Source organism: Bradyrhizobium sp. CCBAU 53421 (assembly GCF_015291625.1).
Classification (GTDB): Bacteria; Pseudomonadota; Alphaproteobacteria; order Rhizobiales; family Xanthobacteraceae; genus Bradyrhizobium.
Genome location: NZ_CP030047.1, coordinates 7106089 through 7121115 on the forward strand (window position 1 = coordinate 7106089; position 15027 = coordinate 7121115).

15 protein-coding genes are annotated in these 15027 nt (G+C 64.9%); 4 read left to right on the top strand and 11 right to left on the bottom strand.

The genetic code is table 11. The features are described 5' to 3' along the window. Nucleotides 1–210: 210 nt before the first annotated feature. Nucleotides 211–1989, top strand: coding sequence for an acyl-CoA dehydrogenase (locus XH92_RS33400; RefSeq protein WP_194455936.1), 1779 nt, complete (start codon nucleotides 211–213; stop codon nucleotides 1987–1989). An 809-nt stretch (nucleotides 1990–2798) separates the two neighbouring features. Here XH92_RS33400 and rpsU read toward each other — a convergent pair. From rpsU to XH92_RS33435, 8 genes are all read right to left on the bottom strand, one after another. Then, nucleotides 2799–3095 (bottom strand): 30S ribosomal protein S21, encoded by a 297-nt coding sequence (gene rpsU / locus XH92_RS33405; protein ID WP_194455937.1) that lies wholly within the window; start codon nucleotides 3093–3095, stop codon nucleotides 2799–2801. A gap of 358 nt (nucleotides 3096–3453) precedes the next feature. Beyond that, nucleotides 3454–3660 carry a hypothetical protein gene (locus XH92_RS43970; protein ID WP_371817848.1) on the bottom strand — a complete coding sequence of 69 codons (207 nt, stop codon included), beginning with the start codon at nucleotides 3658–3660 and terminating at the stop codon, nucleotides 3454–3456. Between the two features lie 193 nt (nucleotides 3661–3853). Further along, on the bottom strand, nucleotides 3854–4186 hold the full coding sequence (locus XH92_RS33410; protein WP_371817849.1) for a hypothetical protein: 333 nt from the start codon (nucleotides 4184–4186) through the stop codon (nucleotides 3854–3856). Nucleotides 4187–4206: 20 nt separating this feature from the next. Further along, nucleotides 4207–4416 carry a cold-shock protein gene (locus XH92_RS33415; RefSeq protein WP_194455938.1) on the bottom strand — a complete coding sequence of 70 codons (210 nt, stop codon included), beginning with the start codon at nucleotides 4414–4416 and terminating at the stop codon, nucleotides 4207–4209. 268 nt (nucleotides 4417–4684) lie between these two features. After that, complete coding sequence (locus XH92_RS33420) at nucleotides 4685–5413, bottom strand: lytic transglycosylase domain-containing protein (protein ID WP_194455939.1); 729 nt, start codon at nucleotides 5411–5413, stop codon at nucleotides 4685–4687. A gap of 1172 nt (nucleotides 5414–6585) precedes the next feature. Beyond that, on the bottom strand, nucleotides 6586–7278 hold the full coding sequence (locus XH92_RS33425; protein WP_194455940.1) for a VOC family protein: 693 nt from the start codon (nucleotides 7276–7278) through the stop codon (nucleotides 6586–6588). 40 nt (nucleotides 7279–7318) lie between these two features. Continuing rightward, a complete protein-coding gene (locus XH92_RS33430; RefSeq protein WP_194455941.1) occupies nucleotides 7319–7720 on the bottom strand; it encodes a nuclear transport factor 2 family protein in 402 nt (133 codons plus the stop codon). Nucleotides 7721–7742: 22 nt separating this feature from the next. Next, the gene (locus tag XH92_RS33435; RefSeq protein WP_210345494.1) at nucleotides 7743–8408 is read right to left on the bottom strand and encodes a hypothetical protein; all 666 of its coding nucleotides are present in this window, start codon (nucleotides 8406–8408) and stop codon (nucleotides 7743–7745) included. A 169-nt stretch (nucleotides 8409–8577) separates the two neighbouring features. On the opposite strand from XH92_RS33435, the gene XH92_RS33440 reads away from it, so the two are divergent. From XH92_RS33440 to XH92_RS33450, 3 genes are all read left to right on the top strand, one after another. Continuing rightward, nucleotides 8578–9468, top strand: coding sequence for a LysR substrate-binding domain-containing protein (locus XH92_RS33440; protein ID WP_194455942.1), 891 nt, complete (start codon nucleotides 8578–8580; stop codon nucleotides 9466–9468). 20 nt (nucleotides 9469–9488) lie between these two features. Next, nucleotides 9489–10052, top strand: coding sequence for a DinB family protein (locus XH92_RS33445; protein ID WP_194455943.1), 564 nt, complete (start codon nucleotides 9489–9491; stop codon nucleotides 10050–10052). A 113-nt stretch (nucleotides 10053–10165) separates the two neighbouring features. Then, a complete protein-coding gene (locus tag XH92_RS33450) occupies nucleotides 10166–10894 on the top strand; it encodes an alpha/beta fold hydrolase (RefSeq protein WP_194455944.1) in 729 nt (242 codons plus the stop codon). A gap of 97 nt (nucleotides 10895–10991) precedes the next feature. Here XH92_RS33450 and paoC read toward each other — a convergent pair whose 3' ends face one another. From paoC to paoA, 3 genes are read right to left on the bottom strand one after another with little or no spacing between them, the layout of a single operon-like run. Further along, nucleotides 10992–13193, bottom strand: coding sequence for an aldehyde oxidoreductase molybdenum-binding subunit PaoC (gene paoC / locus XH92_RS33455; protein WP_194455945.1), 2202 nt, complete (start codon nucleotides 13191–13193; stop codon nucleotides 10992–10994). A 15-nt stretch (nucleotides 13194–13208) separates the two neighbouring features. Then, nucleotides 13209–14159 carry a xanthine dehydrogenase family protein subunit M gene (locus XH92_RS33460; RefSeq protein WP_194455946.1) on the bottom strand — a complete coding sequence of 317 codons (951 nt, stop codon included), beginning with the start codon at nucleotides 14157–14159 and terminating at the stop codon, nucleotides 13209–13211. Beyond that, a complete protein-coding gene (paoA, locus tag XH92_RS33465) occupies nucleotides 14156–14797 on the bottom strand; it encodes an aldehyde dehydrogenase iron-sulfur subunit PaoA (protein WP_194455947.1) in 642 nt (213 codons plus the stop codon). The genes XH92_RS33460 and paoA overlap by 4 nt, the downstream gene beginning before the upstream one ends. Nucleotides 14798–15027 lie beyond the last annotated feature (230 nt).

A 15027-nucleotide genomic window follows, 5' to 3' on the forward strand; every position in this document is an offset into this window, starting at 1 on the left:
AAGGCCACGCCGGTCTATAGGGTGAGTCCCGCCATTTCAACAGGGCGGCGATCGAAAAGGCACGAAAGCCGCAGGATGATGAAGGTGACATTATAATAACAGGGGACGCCACGGTGGCCGAAACAGACCGCGCGATGACCGCTCGGACAGTTGAGAGGCCGCCGGTTTCATGGGATGACAACCGGCAAACGCCTCGTCGGGAGTAACGCCATGACCTACCGTGCGCCGATCAACGATATCCTGCTGTCCCTCAATCATGGTGCGGGGCTCGCTGCCGCCGTCGAGGCCGGCCACTACGGCGATTTCGACGGCGACATCACCGCTGCGGTGCTGGAGGAAGCCGGCAAGTTCGCCTCCGACGTGCTGGCGCCGCTGAACACGGTCGGCGACGAGCACGGCATCAAGCTCGACAACGGCAAGGTGACGACCGCGCCCGGCTGGCCCGACGCCTATCAGCGCTGGACCGCCGCCGGATGGAACGCGGTGTCGGGACCGGAAGCGTTCGGCGGCCAGGGCCTGCCGCTCGCAATCAACGCCGCCTGCACCGAGATCTGGAGCGCATCGAACGTCGCCTTCGGCCTCTGCCCGCTGCTGACGCTGTCCGCGATCGAGGCGCTCGATGCGCATGGCAGCGAAGAGCTGAAGAGAATCTATCTCGAGAAGCTCGTCACCGGCGAATGGACCGGCACCATGCAGCTCACCGAGCCCAATGCCGGCTCCGACGTCGGCGCGCTGCGCACCCGCGCCGAACGCGCAGGTGACGGCACCTACCGCCTCAAGGGCACCAAGATCTTCATCACCTATGGCGAGCACGACATGACCGACAACATCGTGCATTTCGTGCTCGCACGATTGCCCGATGCGCCCGCCGGCACCAAGGGAATCTCGCTGTTCCTGGTTCCGAAGTTCCTGGTCAATGCCAACGGCTCGCTCGGCGCGCGCAACGACATCCATGCTTCCGGCGTCGAGCACAAGCTCGGCATGCACGCTTCGCCGACCTGCACCATGACGATGGGCGACAAGGGCGGCGCGATCGGCTTTCTGATCGGCGAGGAAAACGCGGGCATGCGCTGCATGTTCACGATGATGAACCAGGCCCGCCTCGGCGTCGGCCTCGAAGGCGTCGGCATTGCCGACCGCGCCTATCAGCAGGCGCTGGCCTATGCGCAGGAGCGCCGCCAAGGAAAGGCGATCGGCCACAAGGGCGACGGGATGGACCCGATCATTGTGCATCCCGACGTCAAGCGCATGCTGATGCAGATGCGCAGCATGACGGCGGCGGCGCGCACGATCTGCTACGCCACAGCCGTCGCGCTCGACGTCTCGGTGCGCGCCAAGGACGCCAAGGTCCGCGCCGATGCGGCCGCGCGCGGCGCGCTGCTGACCCCGATCGCCAAGGCCTTCTCCACCGACATCGGCAACGAAGTCGCCTATCTCGGCGTTCAGGTCCATGGTGGCATGGGCTTCATCGAGGAGACCGGCGCCGCACAGCATTACCGTGATGCCCGCATCACCTCGATCTATGAAGGCACCAACGGCATCCAGTCGATCGACCTCGTCACCCGCAAGCTCGGCGCCAATGGCGGCGCTTCGGTGTGGGCGCTGCTCGACGAACTCGCTGCCACCATCAAGCAGGTCGAGACCTCCAACGACCCGGCGTTCGGCACCACCGGCGTCAAGCTCCGCGACGCCCACGCCGCGCTTGAGCGCGCCAGCAAATGGCTGCTCGAACGGCTGGCCTCCGCACCGAATGAGGCGCTCGCCGGCGCGACGCCCTATCTGCGGCTGTTCGGCGCCACGCTTGGCGGCTGCATGCTGGCCGGCGAGGCCTTGGCCGCCAAGGCGAACGGCGAGGCCGAGCCGCAGCGCTACGTCGCACTGGCGCGCTTCTTCGCCGAGAATATCTCGGTGCAGGCGCCGTCGCTGGAGAAGACCGTGACCGAGAGCGCCGAGGCGGTGACCGGCGCGGACGCAGTGCTGGCGGGGTAAGATGCGCTCCGCTGTCCTCGTCGCGGCTGTCGTCCCCGCCTAGTGCGCAATTGCGCACAGGAGCCGGGACCATAACCACCGCATGCGGTGACGAACGCGATGACGGCCCGTCGCGCAACAATTGAGATTCGGGGTAATGGGTCCTGGCCTTCGCCAGGACGACACCGAATTTGTGGCACGGCCTACATTCCGATCGTCGTCCCTGCGAAAGCAAGGGCCCATACTCCGCGGCTTGTGTTGTGAACGGGACTCGTCGTTCCGGCGATGCCCAACAATAACTATTCGTGGTTATGGGTCCCTGCTTTCGCAGGGACGACACTGAATTTCGCAGGGACGACACTGAAGCAGGGACGACACTGAATATGTGGCGCGGCCGATGGGTCATACCCTCGCATTCTCGCGACATGATCGGTCCAGCCGCGCGAGCGCTGGTCGGCCCGCTCGCGCGTGATCTTGGCAACCCTGGGCCGGATACCGGGTGGCCGAGCCGGGGCCGGCCATACGCCATCGCGCGACCGCTGGTCAGCGGTCCCGGCGAAGCGAACGAAATTCCCTGGGACCGTCCAGCAGATCTCGCTTGCGGGCATCCCGGTCAGTGAGACTCGCCGATCGATCCGCCATCGCGTTGACGGCCGTGCCGGCCAGGCTCTGCGCGCGTTGCCGTCGCTGCTCGCGCTTCGATGAAACATCCCCGTCGTCGGCGCGCCGGCGACAGGCTTCGTCGGAGATGCGTTCCTGGAGGCATCGATTGCCTCGATAAGGTCGCCGCGTCATCTTGCATGCTCCCTTCAACAGGATTGCGGTACGGACTAACGCTCCGGCGAGCCACTTGTTCGCGCCGTCGATTGCCCCGGCGCCGACGGTTTCGATGTCGGGAATTTGGGCTTCCTCGCCGGAGCTGCAATCAACCCTTCGCGGATCGCTTGCTTGCGGGCAAGCTTGCGCGCTCGCCGCACCGCCTCGGCCTTCTCTCGAATCCTTTTTTCCGAAGGCTTTTCGAACGAACGGCGGCGCTTCATTTCCCTGAATACGCCTTCGCGCTGTAGCCGCTTCTTCAGAACACGCAGCGCCTGGTCGATGTTGTTGTCCCTGACAAGAACCTGCAACGGATCACCTCTCTCGCGCTACAACGCACGTTGAATGAGCAATACGAGAGCCCGTTCCATCACCGACAGAGCGGGCCGCACTGCCGTTCCGGTACATCCGTGAAACGGCAGCCGATCAAAGACATGACGGAAGCTTCAGCCGCAGTGCAACAAGCACGCGTCCGCCGTCATCCGACGATGTCTTTGGAAAACGGTCCGGCCGGACCGATCTACAAGGCGCAAGGCCAGTCGATTCAATGTAGCTATGCACTTATCTCAGCTGTGCAAGGTGCAATTGCCAATTCTGAGATCTATGTCTCGCGGTGAGCGAGCGCGCGATTAGCCATTCGACCGACGAATGCGCCACGCGATGCCGACCTCAAGGATGCGCCCGTTGCCGTCCCGGATTTCGATTGCAACCTGATCGAGATCGTGGGCGGGAACGGAATCGCGAATCAAATCGGGCCAAGGCGCGCACAGCCTCTTCTTGAACCGCCGCGAGGTTGGGCATCTCCAGACCTTCCTCGTCGATCGCCAAGCCGCAGCCATCACGCAGATCGAAATAATAGCGCTCCATCTTCATCATAAGATGGCCCGGCTCTCGATCGTTCCTGCCGGGATTGCGAAATGGTGGCGGCGAGGTTCAATGTGGAGGCGGCGCGAGCCGCCCACAGAGACATGACCGCATTGTCCCTCATTCCCGTTAGCGGTCGTAGCGTGGCGGTCGAGAAACAGGACCGCCTCAGCGACGCGATCGAGGGTGTGCGTGAGTGCGCAACCTAGCGCACAATGCGCTTGATCCGCCTGGTTCTCCTGGCAGTCGGCGCCGAGGGTGCCGGGCCGGCCTGTGCGGCCGCCTCGGCATCGCGTATCTTGCGGAGAGCCCGCAGCCGCTCCATGTTCTTGCGCACGGCGATCGCATCGCGCTCGATCTCAGCGATCGCCTGCGCACCTGCTTCGGCGGCAAGCCGTCGGCGCTCGACTTTGGCCAGACGCTCAGCAGAAAGTTCTTCCGTCGTCTTGGCCATCAGCGAATTGAGCCTTTCAAGCGCAGCGAAACCCGCCCAACCCGTCACGGGATCGAGCGGGCCGCAACTGTCATTCCAGTACATCCGTGGAATGACAGGTCGGCTCAGGCCAGCCGAAGATCTTCGGCGCTGGTCTTGCCACGCATCTTGTCGGTCTTGAGCTCGAACGACAGCTTCTGGCCTTCGGCGAGACCGCCAAGTCCGGCCCGCTCGACCGCGCTGATGTGAACGAACACATCCTTGCTGCCGTCGTCAGGCTGAATGAAACCAAAACCCTTCTGGCCGTTGAACCACTTCACAGTACCTGTAGGCATTTCTCTTCTCCAAAGCGGACGCACGTCTATTCGCGCTGAGCTCCGCGTCATCCTTCAACCGACGATGTTCTTTGGAAAAGGGCCGCTTTGACCATTCAACAAGGCACAACGGCAAATCGAACGCCGCAAGCATACACACTTTTCCCGCGAGGGCAAGTTCAGCAGGGTCGGTCATCCAACCGATCGACGTTGATGGAACTTTGCGCGGTCGGGGATCGAGGGCATGGAACTCCGCGCGACTTCGCAATGAGCAGCGCGCACACACCAGCTAATTTCGAAACACGAGGCAGCGCCCGCCGATTGCTTCCAGCCGCGCGCAGAGCTGGTTGGCCCGCTCACGCGTCGTCTCGGCGACCCGGAGCAGATACCAGGTGGCCGAGCCTGGACCGGCCATATGCGATCTCAACACGAGCGGCGCGCGATCGCCGAGCACCGATGCAAACCGCTTCTGCAGCTGCTGGTAATCGGCGAGCACCCTCGATTGTGATGGACCGCCGGCCAGTTGAAGTCCCCAAGGCCCCCACGCCTGCGCGATTGTCACGGACTCTCTTGGGGCCGCAGGCAGCGCCCTGACGAGCATGCCGCGCACGACGTCGCCGCAAGCCATGGCAGCATCCGTGTGGACTCGATCCTCTACCGAACCCCTTGCCCATTCCTCGGCGGACTTGCCGGTGATGATCCTGACATAGGCGCGTGTTTCGCCCGGCAGGTTGCCCCGTCCGGCCGACCAATCCTGGACGCGCCGCGGGCCGCCATTATAGGCAGCCGCCGCAAGGCCAAGATTGCCGAACTGCGCGCGCAGCTCACGCAGCCAACGCGCGGATTCCTGCAAGGCAGGCAATGGCTCGAACGGGTCTGCCAGACCACGCCAGCGCGCGGTGCCAGGCATGAATTGCGCGATCCCCTGGGCGCCGGCCGGACTGACCGAACCGGGATCGAAATTGCTTTCCTGCCAGATCAGCCGGACGAAGAAATCCGGCGGCAGGCCGTTCTCCAATGCAGCCTGCTCCAGCGCCTTGCAGTATTGCTGCGGCCCGTCGAGCTTCGGAGGCGATGGTGTTGGCGTCGGAGACGGCGCGAATGAGGATTGCTGGTCCGGTGCCGACCGATCGGCCTGACCGTTGCTCTCTCCGGTAATCGTACTCGGACGAGATGTCTCCGTTTGCGACGACCCTGCGTCTTGTGCGGCCGGCGCTATCGCTTGACTGCCGGCAAGTTGGGCGCTTGCCAAGCGGACGAACAGCAGAAGGCAGACCGAGCCGATCGCCGCTCGTGGAAATCGATGAACCCGCTGCGGCCTGAAAATCGACTGCATGAAAGCGATCATCAATGGGAGTATCTGTTCACGAGATCATATCATCAGCACCGGGCAGGCAGAAATCTGGGATGCCGACCTCGTCGGGGTTGTCTTGACGTAAATCCGGAACATTTTGGCGGGCGGATGGAACAAACGGGGCTATGCTCGCCTTGTGAGTTCGTGCAATTCCGCGCAGGAGGAATGTCCCGGTGAGAAATGTTCAGTGGATTACTTCAGGGGTGGCGTTATTGATTTTGGCATTTGTCAGCCCTGCGTCCGCGAGGTTGGGAATGGCGCCGATTGCAGCCCAGGACGAAGCCGTCATTCAGGTGAAGGGCGGTCATGGGCACGGCCACGGACATGGCGGGTGGCATGGTAATCGCGGTCACCATTACGGATGGTACCGCGGCCGGGGCAACTGGAAACACCGTCACTGAAGCTAGCGGGAGTTGCGACCAAGCGGTGAAGTCGCCGGGTAATCCGGCGACTTCAATGCAGGCTTGATCCTCTATTTGCGCTTATCGTTCATGCGGTCGCCCGGCGCATATTCAGATGCGCCCTTTGCCCGGCCGACCGTGCCTTTGTCGTGCATGCGATCCCCGGGGCTGTATTCCGATGCGCCGGGGCCGGTGCGGCTCTTCGAATTTTGCATCTCATGGCCCGGGCTGGACTGCGAAGCGCCCGGAGACGCCGTTCCGCCGCCGCTCTTCGACGTCTGCGCCACAGCGAATGAGGCTGTGCCAAGCAGCAATGCGGCTGCGACTGCAATTGCCTTTGTCATTGCGATTCCCTCTCTTGAAAGCCCCTTTCATCCAACAGCGGAAGAAGCTGGTTCGTTCCGCCGCGCCGCCCAGGTCAGGATGCATTGACATCTAATGGTCGGACAGGCTGCCGACGATCGATGCGCGGCGCGACAGTTCAATCCAGTTGCCATCTGGATCGAGGATCATGGAGATCCGCGCGACCTCACCAAGCGTCACCGGCGCGAAGCCCTCGCGCACCCCCTTCGCGCGCAGCTCATCGTGCACGGCGTCGATGTCGGCAACCTGCAGCGTGATGTAGCGCCAGCCGCGCGCGCCGCGAACCGGGTCGACGGTCGCTGCGCGATCTTCCCTGAGCAGGATCAGGCTGTCGCCGAGGCGAAACGCCGGACCACTCGACCACGATTGCTCGGCGAAGCCGAGAATGTCACCGTAGAATTTGCGATGCGCGGCGAGGTCGCGCGTCGCGATCACGACGCCGATCTGGGTGATGCCCTCATGTCCGGGCGCCACCAGGCAGACGTTGTTGCCGTCGGGGTCGGCCATGCGCTGCGGCGCCCCGACGCCGTCGCGCGCGATGATCAGCTCGCGATAGCCGCTCGGCGCCGCATCCGGCAACGGCTCGACGTGATGGTTGAGCTTGATGACCGAACCTTGCGCGTCATGCCGGTACTGCTTCTGCCCGCGGCGGACCGGCAACACGTGGTCGAAGCGAACGCCTGCGTCCCGCTGCCAGAACCGCAGCATCGGCTCCAGATTATTGGTGGAAAGGCCGACGTCGATCACGTTCTTCGCGAGTTGCATGCCCGGTCTCCTCGGTTACCGCGCGCGCCCGAGAAGCCGCTCAGTCCGGGAAGCGATCGCCGAACATCGGCAGCCCGCTCTTCGACTGCGCGCGTGTCGCTTCATCCTGGATCACATCCCAATGCTCGGCAAGGATGTCGCCCTCCATGCGCACGATATCGGCGACGACCCATGCCGCCGGCAGGCCGTGGCCGCTGAACCGGCCATGCAGAATGATGAAATCGCCGGTCGCAGCGGCAAGGTGGTTCTCGTAACGCAGCGTCGCGGGCAGGCCCTTGACCAGCTCGAACAGCCCTTCCCGTCCGGGCGCGATATGCGCGCTGTGCTGGATGTAGCGCGGCGACCAGAACCGCTCGGCGGCGGCATAGTCGCGCTTGTTGAACAGGGTATCGAACGCGTTCAGCACGATCCGGACGCGACGGTCTTCGGTCGACGTGCTCATGGCGACACTCCTTGCCGGGAGATCACTTCCGCAGCAGCGGGATCTGCAGATTGGTCGGCCGGTTCTGCTCGGTGTCGAAGCCGCGGCCGTCGACATTGCGGGCGCCCCAGAACAGCAGGTCGCCCCTGAGATAGACCAGGTCGTACTCCATGAAGTTCGTCCCTTCCTTGAGGCCGAACGGCAGGAACGACTTGCCGAAGATGCTCTGCGGCGCATCGACCACCCACGGCGCGTAGCCGGCGGAAGCGACCTTTTTGAGGACGTCGACAAAGCCCTGCGCCAGCGGCGTGACCTCGTAGGCCTCGTCGGCGACGAAGTCGACCTTCTGCGCGCCCGGAGCGATCGGATGCGCGCCCTGCCACTGCATGTGCCCGACGATCCTGATCCGTGCCAGCGGCACCTTGCCATAGGGATCGGCCGAGTTGACCACCACGAGCTCGAACCGGTCGGAGGACTGATAGGTGAAAGCGCGCTTGAGATAGAACGGCTTGATCGAGCCGTCCGGATTCTTGCTCGGCCGGATCTCGGGCGCGATGCTCTCCCAGTTTCCGGCGAGTGCCTGCTTGATCGCTGCGACGTCCGTATCCATTGCGCTTGCCTTCGTTTGATTGCCGGATTGCGCCGCGGCGCTGCCGAACTCCGTCACAACCAGCAGCGACAACAGCAACGCTCCGAGGCTTATCCGCATGCCCAGGCTCCGGCTTGGCTCCGCGGATCCTCTGCCTGTGAGGCAGAACCCGCGATCGGACTGCACTTCGCTATAGAGGGCGCTGGCCGGCCTGAAAAAGACTTTGTAAGCTGGCCCCATGCCTGCGAGACATGCCTGCCGCATTTGACGGGCCGTGATGGGGATTGTGATGGAGCTGCGGCATCTGCGCTACTTCGTTGCCGTGGCCGATGCCGGCAGCCTGACGGTTGCCGCCGAGCAGAAGCTCCACACCTCGCAGCCTTGGCTCAGCCGGCAGATCCGCGATCTCGAGGAGGAGGTCGGTGTGCAGCTACTGAATCGCGGCGCGCAGGGCATCGAGCTGACCGCCGCCGGCAAGGCATTCCTCGACCATGCCCGCATGGCGCTGTTGCAGGCCGAGGCCGCCAAGGAAGCGGCGCTGCGCGCAGCCCAGCCGCCGAAGCCCATCTTCTCGCTCGGCTTCCTGTCCGGCGCCGAAATCGATCTGCTGCCCGAGGTGACCCGCGTCTTGCGCGAGGAATTTCCCGGCATCGACATCCGCCTGTCGAGCGACTACTCGCCCTTGCTCGCCAAGGCCCTGATGCGGCGCAAGCTCGATGCCGCGTTCATGCGCGCCGACGACAACATGGAGGATCTGGCGTACCGCCGCGTGCGCACCGACCCGCTGGTGTTCGTGTTTCCGAGCAACCACCGGCTGGCTGCGCAATCGGCCGTCGCGCCGGAAGACATCGCCGGCGACACCTTCTATCTGCCGTCCAAATCCGCCCCGGCGGTGCGCCGTGTCGTGCTGGACTATTTCAACCGCGCCGGCATCGATCCGAGGCCGGAGCACGAGGTGCATAATGTCGTGCATGCGATATCGATGATCACCTCGACGCATGGTGTGATGCTGCTGCCGGCCTACACCGCACGCTATCTGCCCGACAGCATCACCACGCGGCCGGTGCAGGGCGAAGCGCCGACGCTGGATCTCGTGATCGCCTATCACAAGGCCAACAAATCCCCGATCCTGAAGCGGTTGCTGTCGCGGGTCGGCCGGCTGGCCACGGCGCCCGCCTGAAACAATCAGTGAGGACCGATATGCAAGCAGGCCTCGTTCAGACCTTTCGCGCCTTTGCCCACAACAACGCCTGGGCCAACCATCGCCTGCTCACGGCATGCGCCGGTCTCGGCCAGGCGGAGTTCGCCGCCGCGCGGACCGGGTTCTTCCCGAGCCTGCAGGCGACGCTGAACCACATCTACGTCATCGACCTGTTCTACATCGACGCGCTGGAAGGCGGCTGGCTCGGGCCGAAGGCGTGGGCGAATGAGGTGCCCTACCCGTCGGTCGACGCGCTGCAAGCTGCGCAAGGTGCGATCGACCGGCGCCTGATCACTCACTGCGATGCGCTGACGCCGGAACGGCTCGATGAAATGGTCAAGGTCAATCGCGACACCTCGGTGCAGACCGAGCGGCGCGACCGCCTGCTGATGCATCTGTTTCAGCACCAGATGCATCATCGGGGTCAGGCCCACGCCATGCTCTCCGAAACCACGGTCAAGCCGCCGCAGCTCGACGAATTCTTCGCCGCCGGTGAGGCGCCGCTCCGGGCCGCCGAGTTCAAGGACCTCGGCTGGAGCGAAGCCACCGTCTGGGGCGGCTGAACGCCGGATTCCGCACGCGATCGGGCGGCGCGGACCGGTTCCCGATCCGGAACAAGGCCTTGAATACCGACGCCTCCGCGCTCACCTGTGGTGAAACGTGGGGAACTCTATCAATGCCTTTCGCCAATCATCGGGGCCAGCGCATCCATTACACCGTCGAGGGATCCGGGCCGCTGATCGTGCTGCAGCACGGCCTGTTGCTCGACGCCGCAAGCTGGAAGCAGTGCGGCGTGGTCGACGCGCTTGCCGATCGCTTCCGTGTCGCCTGTGTCGATTCGCTTGGACATGGCCTGAGCGACAAGCCTACCGATCCGGCGTTCTATAATCAGGCACAGCGCGCCGGCGATATCGTCGCCGTGATCGACGATCTCGGCGACGAACGGGCGCATGTGGTGGGACATTCGATGGGCGGCTGGGTTGCGGTCGGCGTCGCCCGGTTCTTCCCCGCGCGGCTGGCGTCGCTTTCGATCGGTGGCTGGGATTTTCTCACCGGGCTGCCGCGCGGCAATGCCGGCCCGCTGACCTACGGCGCCTTCATCACCTTTGCCCGCCGCACCGTGCCGGAGCTCGCCGAATGGGTGACGCCCGATCTCGAGGACGGCGTGCGCGCCTGCTTCAATGCGCTCGGCCAGGTCGACGGCGCCAAGGACGCCGTGCTGTCCTCGCGGGTGCCGGTGCTGCTCTGGAACGGGCAGGACGACGGACCGCATGCGCCGATGCAGCGCTTCGCCGCGGAGAACGGCCTGTATACGATGTCGGTCCCCGGCGATCATCTCGGCGCACTGCTTCAGCACGGCGACGCGATCGGCCGGGGCATCGGTTCGTTCGTCGGGCGCGGCTAGAGCATGATCCGGAAAGGTGCGAAGCGGTTTTCCGAAAAGATCATGCTCTAACAAAGAGCTAAACCGCGATGAGGATTCTACTTCATCTCATCGCACGTTAGGCCGGCATCCCTGCAAGCAGCTTGTCGAGCGTGATCGGGTAGTCGCGCACCCGCACGCCGGTGGCGTTATGGACCGCGTTGGCGACCGCGGCGGCAACGCCGCAGATGCCGAGTTCGGCGACGCCCTTGGCCTTCATCGGCGACGACATCGGATCGGTCTCGTCGAGGAAGATCATGTCCTGATGCGGGATGTCTGCATGCACCGGCACCTCATAGGCGGCGAGATCATGCGTGATGAACAGGCCGTGCCGCTTGTCGACCACCAGATCCTCCATCAGCGCGGCGCCGACGCCCATCGTCATCGCGCCTATCACCTGGCTGCGCGCCGCCTTCGGATTGAGGATACGGCCCGCCGCGCAGACCGCAAGCATTCGCCGCACGCGGATTTCCGCGGTATCGGCATCGACGCCGACCTCGACGAAATGCGCGCCGAAGGTCGATTGCTGATAGGTCTTGGCGAGGTCGCCGTATTCGATGGCGTCCTCGGCCACGAGATCGCCTTGGCCGGCTGCCTGCGCCAGCGGCGCGCTGCGATTACCCGATCGGACCACGCCATCGGCGAATTCCGCTTCCTCGGAGTTGAAGCCGAGCTTCTGCGCAATGCTCTCGCGCAGCTTGACGCAGGTGGCATAAACGCCAGCGGTGGAGTTGTTGCCGCCCCATTGCCCACCGGAGCCACAGGACACCGGAAAGTCGGAATCGCCGAGCCGCACCACAACCTTGTCCAGCGGCACGCCCATCATCTCGGCCGCGGTCTGCGCGATGATGGTGTAGGAGCCGGTGCCGATGTCGGTCATGTCGGTCTCGACTGTCACGATGCCCTTCTGGTCGAGACGAACGCGCGCGGCCGATTTGGTCACGAGATTGTTGCGGAACGCCGCGGCGACGCCCATACCGACCAGCCAGCGCCCGTCGCGGACCTGGCCGGGCTTCGGGTCGCGCTTGTTCCAGCCGAACCGCGCCGCGCCATCGCTCAAGCACTGCACCAGTTGCCGCTGCGAGAAGTGCCGCTCTGGATGCTCGGGGTCGACCTGGGTGTCGTTGCTGATGCGCAGCACGACCGGGTCGATGCCGAGCTTGTCGGCGAGTTCGTCGATCGCGATCTCAAGCGCCATCATGCCGGAGGCCTCGCCGGGCGCGCGCATGGCGTTGCCCTCGGGCAGATCGAGCGCGGCGAGCCGCGTCGCCGTCATCCGATTGGCGCCGGCGTAAAGCAGCCGCGTCTGGCTCACCGCCATCTCGGGCTCGCCATCCTTGACGTTGCCGGACCAGCTTTCGTGCCCGATCGCGGTGATCCTGCCATCGCGCTCGGCACCGATGCGGATGCGCTGGATCGTCGCCGGACGATGCGTGGTGTTGTTGAACATCAGCGGACGTTGCAGCGCGACCTTGACCGGGCGGCCGGCCGCGCGAGCGCCGAGCGCGGCGAGCAGCACGTCGGCGCGCAGGAACAGCTTGCCGCCGAAGCCGCCGCCGATATAGGGCGAGATCAGGCGGACGTTCTCCTTCGGAATGCCAAGCGTCTTGGCCATATCCTCCGCGCCCCAGGCGATCATCTGGTTGGAGGTCCAGACCGTGAGCTTGTCGCCATCCCAGGCCGCAATCGACGCATGCGGCTCCATCATCGCGTGGCCTTGATCGGGCGTAGTGTAGCTGGCGTCGAGTTGCACCGGCGCCGCGGCGAAGGCGGCGGCGAAATCGCCGACCGCGGTATCGGCCGGGCCGCCGAATGACGGCGTCGGCGTGCCGGCGGCGTCGATGGCCGCGGCAAGATCGAATTTGCCGTCGCCCTTGGCGTAATCGATCCGGATCAGCTGTGCGGCCGCACGCGCCTGCTCGAAGGTCCCGGCGACGACGACGGCAACGGCCTGGTGGTAATGAGCGATCTCAGGCCCGCCGAGCAGCGGCGCCGCATTGCGCTCCCCCTTGCCGAGCTTGCCGGCATTTTCCGACGTGACGATGGCCAGCACGCCGGGTGCCGCCTTCGCAGCGTCGAGATCGATTGCAGCAATCCGGCCTTTGCCGATCGCCGAGCCGACAACGTAGCCATAGGCCTGGTTCGGCACGACGTCATGCCGCTCATAAGCGTAGGGCGCAGTGCCGGTGGTCTTCAACGGTCCTTCGATCCGGCTGGTCGGACGGCCGATCACCTTGAGCTGGTCGATCGGATTGAAGGTCGCGGGATGTTCAAAACGCATGGTCTCAAACCCTTCTTAAGCCCTGGCCTCGCGCAGCACCGCCGCCAAGGTTCGCTCGGCGAGTTGCAGCTTGTACGCATTGTCCTTGGTCGGCTTTGCATCGGCAAAGAGCCGCGCGGTGACGGCCTTGGCGCCATCAGGCAATTTTGCTTCCGCCGCCTCAAGCCGCCACGGCTTGTGCGCCACACCGCCGAGCGCGACGCGGCCGGTGCCGTCCGGCTGCACGATCGCGGCGACCGAGACCAGCGCAAAAGCATAGGAGGCACGGTCGCGCACCTTGCGATAGGCCTGCTTGCCGCCGACCGGCTTTGGCAGCGCCACCGCGGTGATCAACTCGCCGGGCTGCAGGACGGTTTCGATCTCCGGGTTGTCGCCGGGCAGCCGATGCAGCTCGGCGATCGGGATGCTGCGCGTGGTGCCATCGGGCCGCACGGTCTCGACCACGGCGTCGAGCGCGCGCATCGCCACCGCCATGTCGCTCGGATGGGTCGCGATGCAGGCCTCGCTCGCACCGACCACCGCGTGCTGGCGGCTGAAGCCGCCGATCGCAGCGCAGCCGCTGCCGGGCTTGCGCTTGTTGCAGGGCAGATTGGTGTCGTAGAAATAAGGACAGCGCGTCCGCTGCAACAGATTGCCGGCAGTCGTCGCCTTGTTGCGCAACTGGCCGGAGGCGCCGGCAAGCAGCGCGCGCGACAGCACGCCATAGTCTCGCCGCACGCGGGCATCCGCCGCCAGATCGGTGTTGCGCACCAGGGCGCCGATCCGCAAACCGCCATCCGCGGTTTGCTCGATCCGGTCGAGCGCAAGGTCGTTGACGTCGATCAGATGCGCCGGCGTCTCGATCTCGAGTTTCATCAGGTCGAGCAGATTGGTGCCGCCGGCAATGAATTTGGCGTTGGCGGTGCCAGCAGCGGCTGTGGCCGCCGCGCCCGGCGAGGTGGCACGCTCATAGCTGAATGCTCTCATGCGCTCCTCCCGGCGACCTCGCTGATCGCCTCGGCGATGTTGGAATAGGCGCCGCAGCGGCAGATGTTGCCGCTCATGCGCTCGCGGAGTTCGGCATTGGTCAGCCGCACTGGCGCATTCAAGTCTGCCGTGACATGACTCGGGATGCCGGCCTTGACCTCGGCAAGAACGGCGACCGCCGAGCATATCTGCCCCGGCGTGCAATAGCCGCACTGATAGCCGTCGTGTTCCACGAATGCCGCCTGCAACGGATGCAGCCCGTCCGGCGTGCCGAGACCCTCGATCGTCGTGATCTCGTCGCCCTGATGCATCACGGCAAGCGTCAGGCATGAATTGATCCGCCGCCCGTCGACGATCACCGTGCACGCACCGCATTGGCCGTGGTCGCAGCCCTTCTTGGTGCCGGTCAGATGCAGATGCTCGCGCAGGGCATCGAGCAGCGTGGTCCTGGTATCGAGCTCGAGCTGATGGGTTTCGCCGTTCACGTCAAAGGATATTCGCGTCATCACGGGCGCTCCGGTCGGGGCAGATTGGGCGGCAGCAGGCTGTGGCGTTGCGATCGACGACGCCGCAAGCGAGGCGGCGCCAACAATCAACAGATGGCGCCGGGATAGTTCCAAACGTCCGGAAATCTGCATGCCGCCACTCTCCTGTCGTCAGCCGAACGCGGAACCACGACAACGGCGTGTCGGCTCGGCCTGTCAGTTGAGGAGGAATGCCGCGGGGAGCGGAATGTTTCTCGCGGGAGGCTAAACTGCTCGGGAGCGCCACGGCGGCTGCGGGCGGGGCATGTGCGCCATTATGGCGCGACCGCCCCCACCGGCACCATCCAGCCTACGACCAACGTCCCTCGCCCCGGAATCACGAA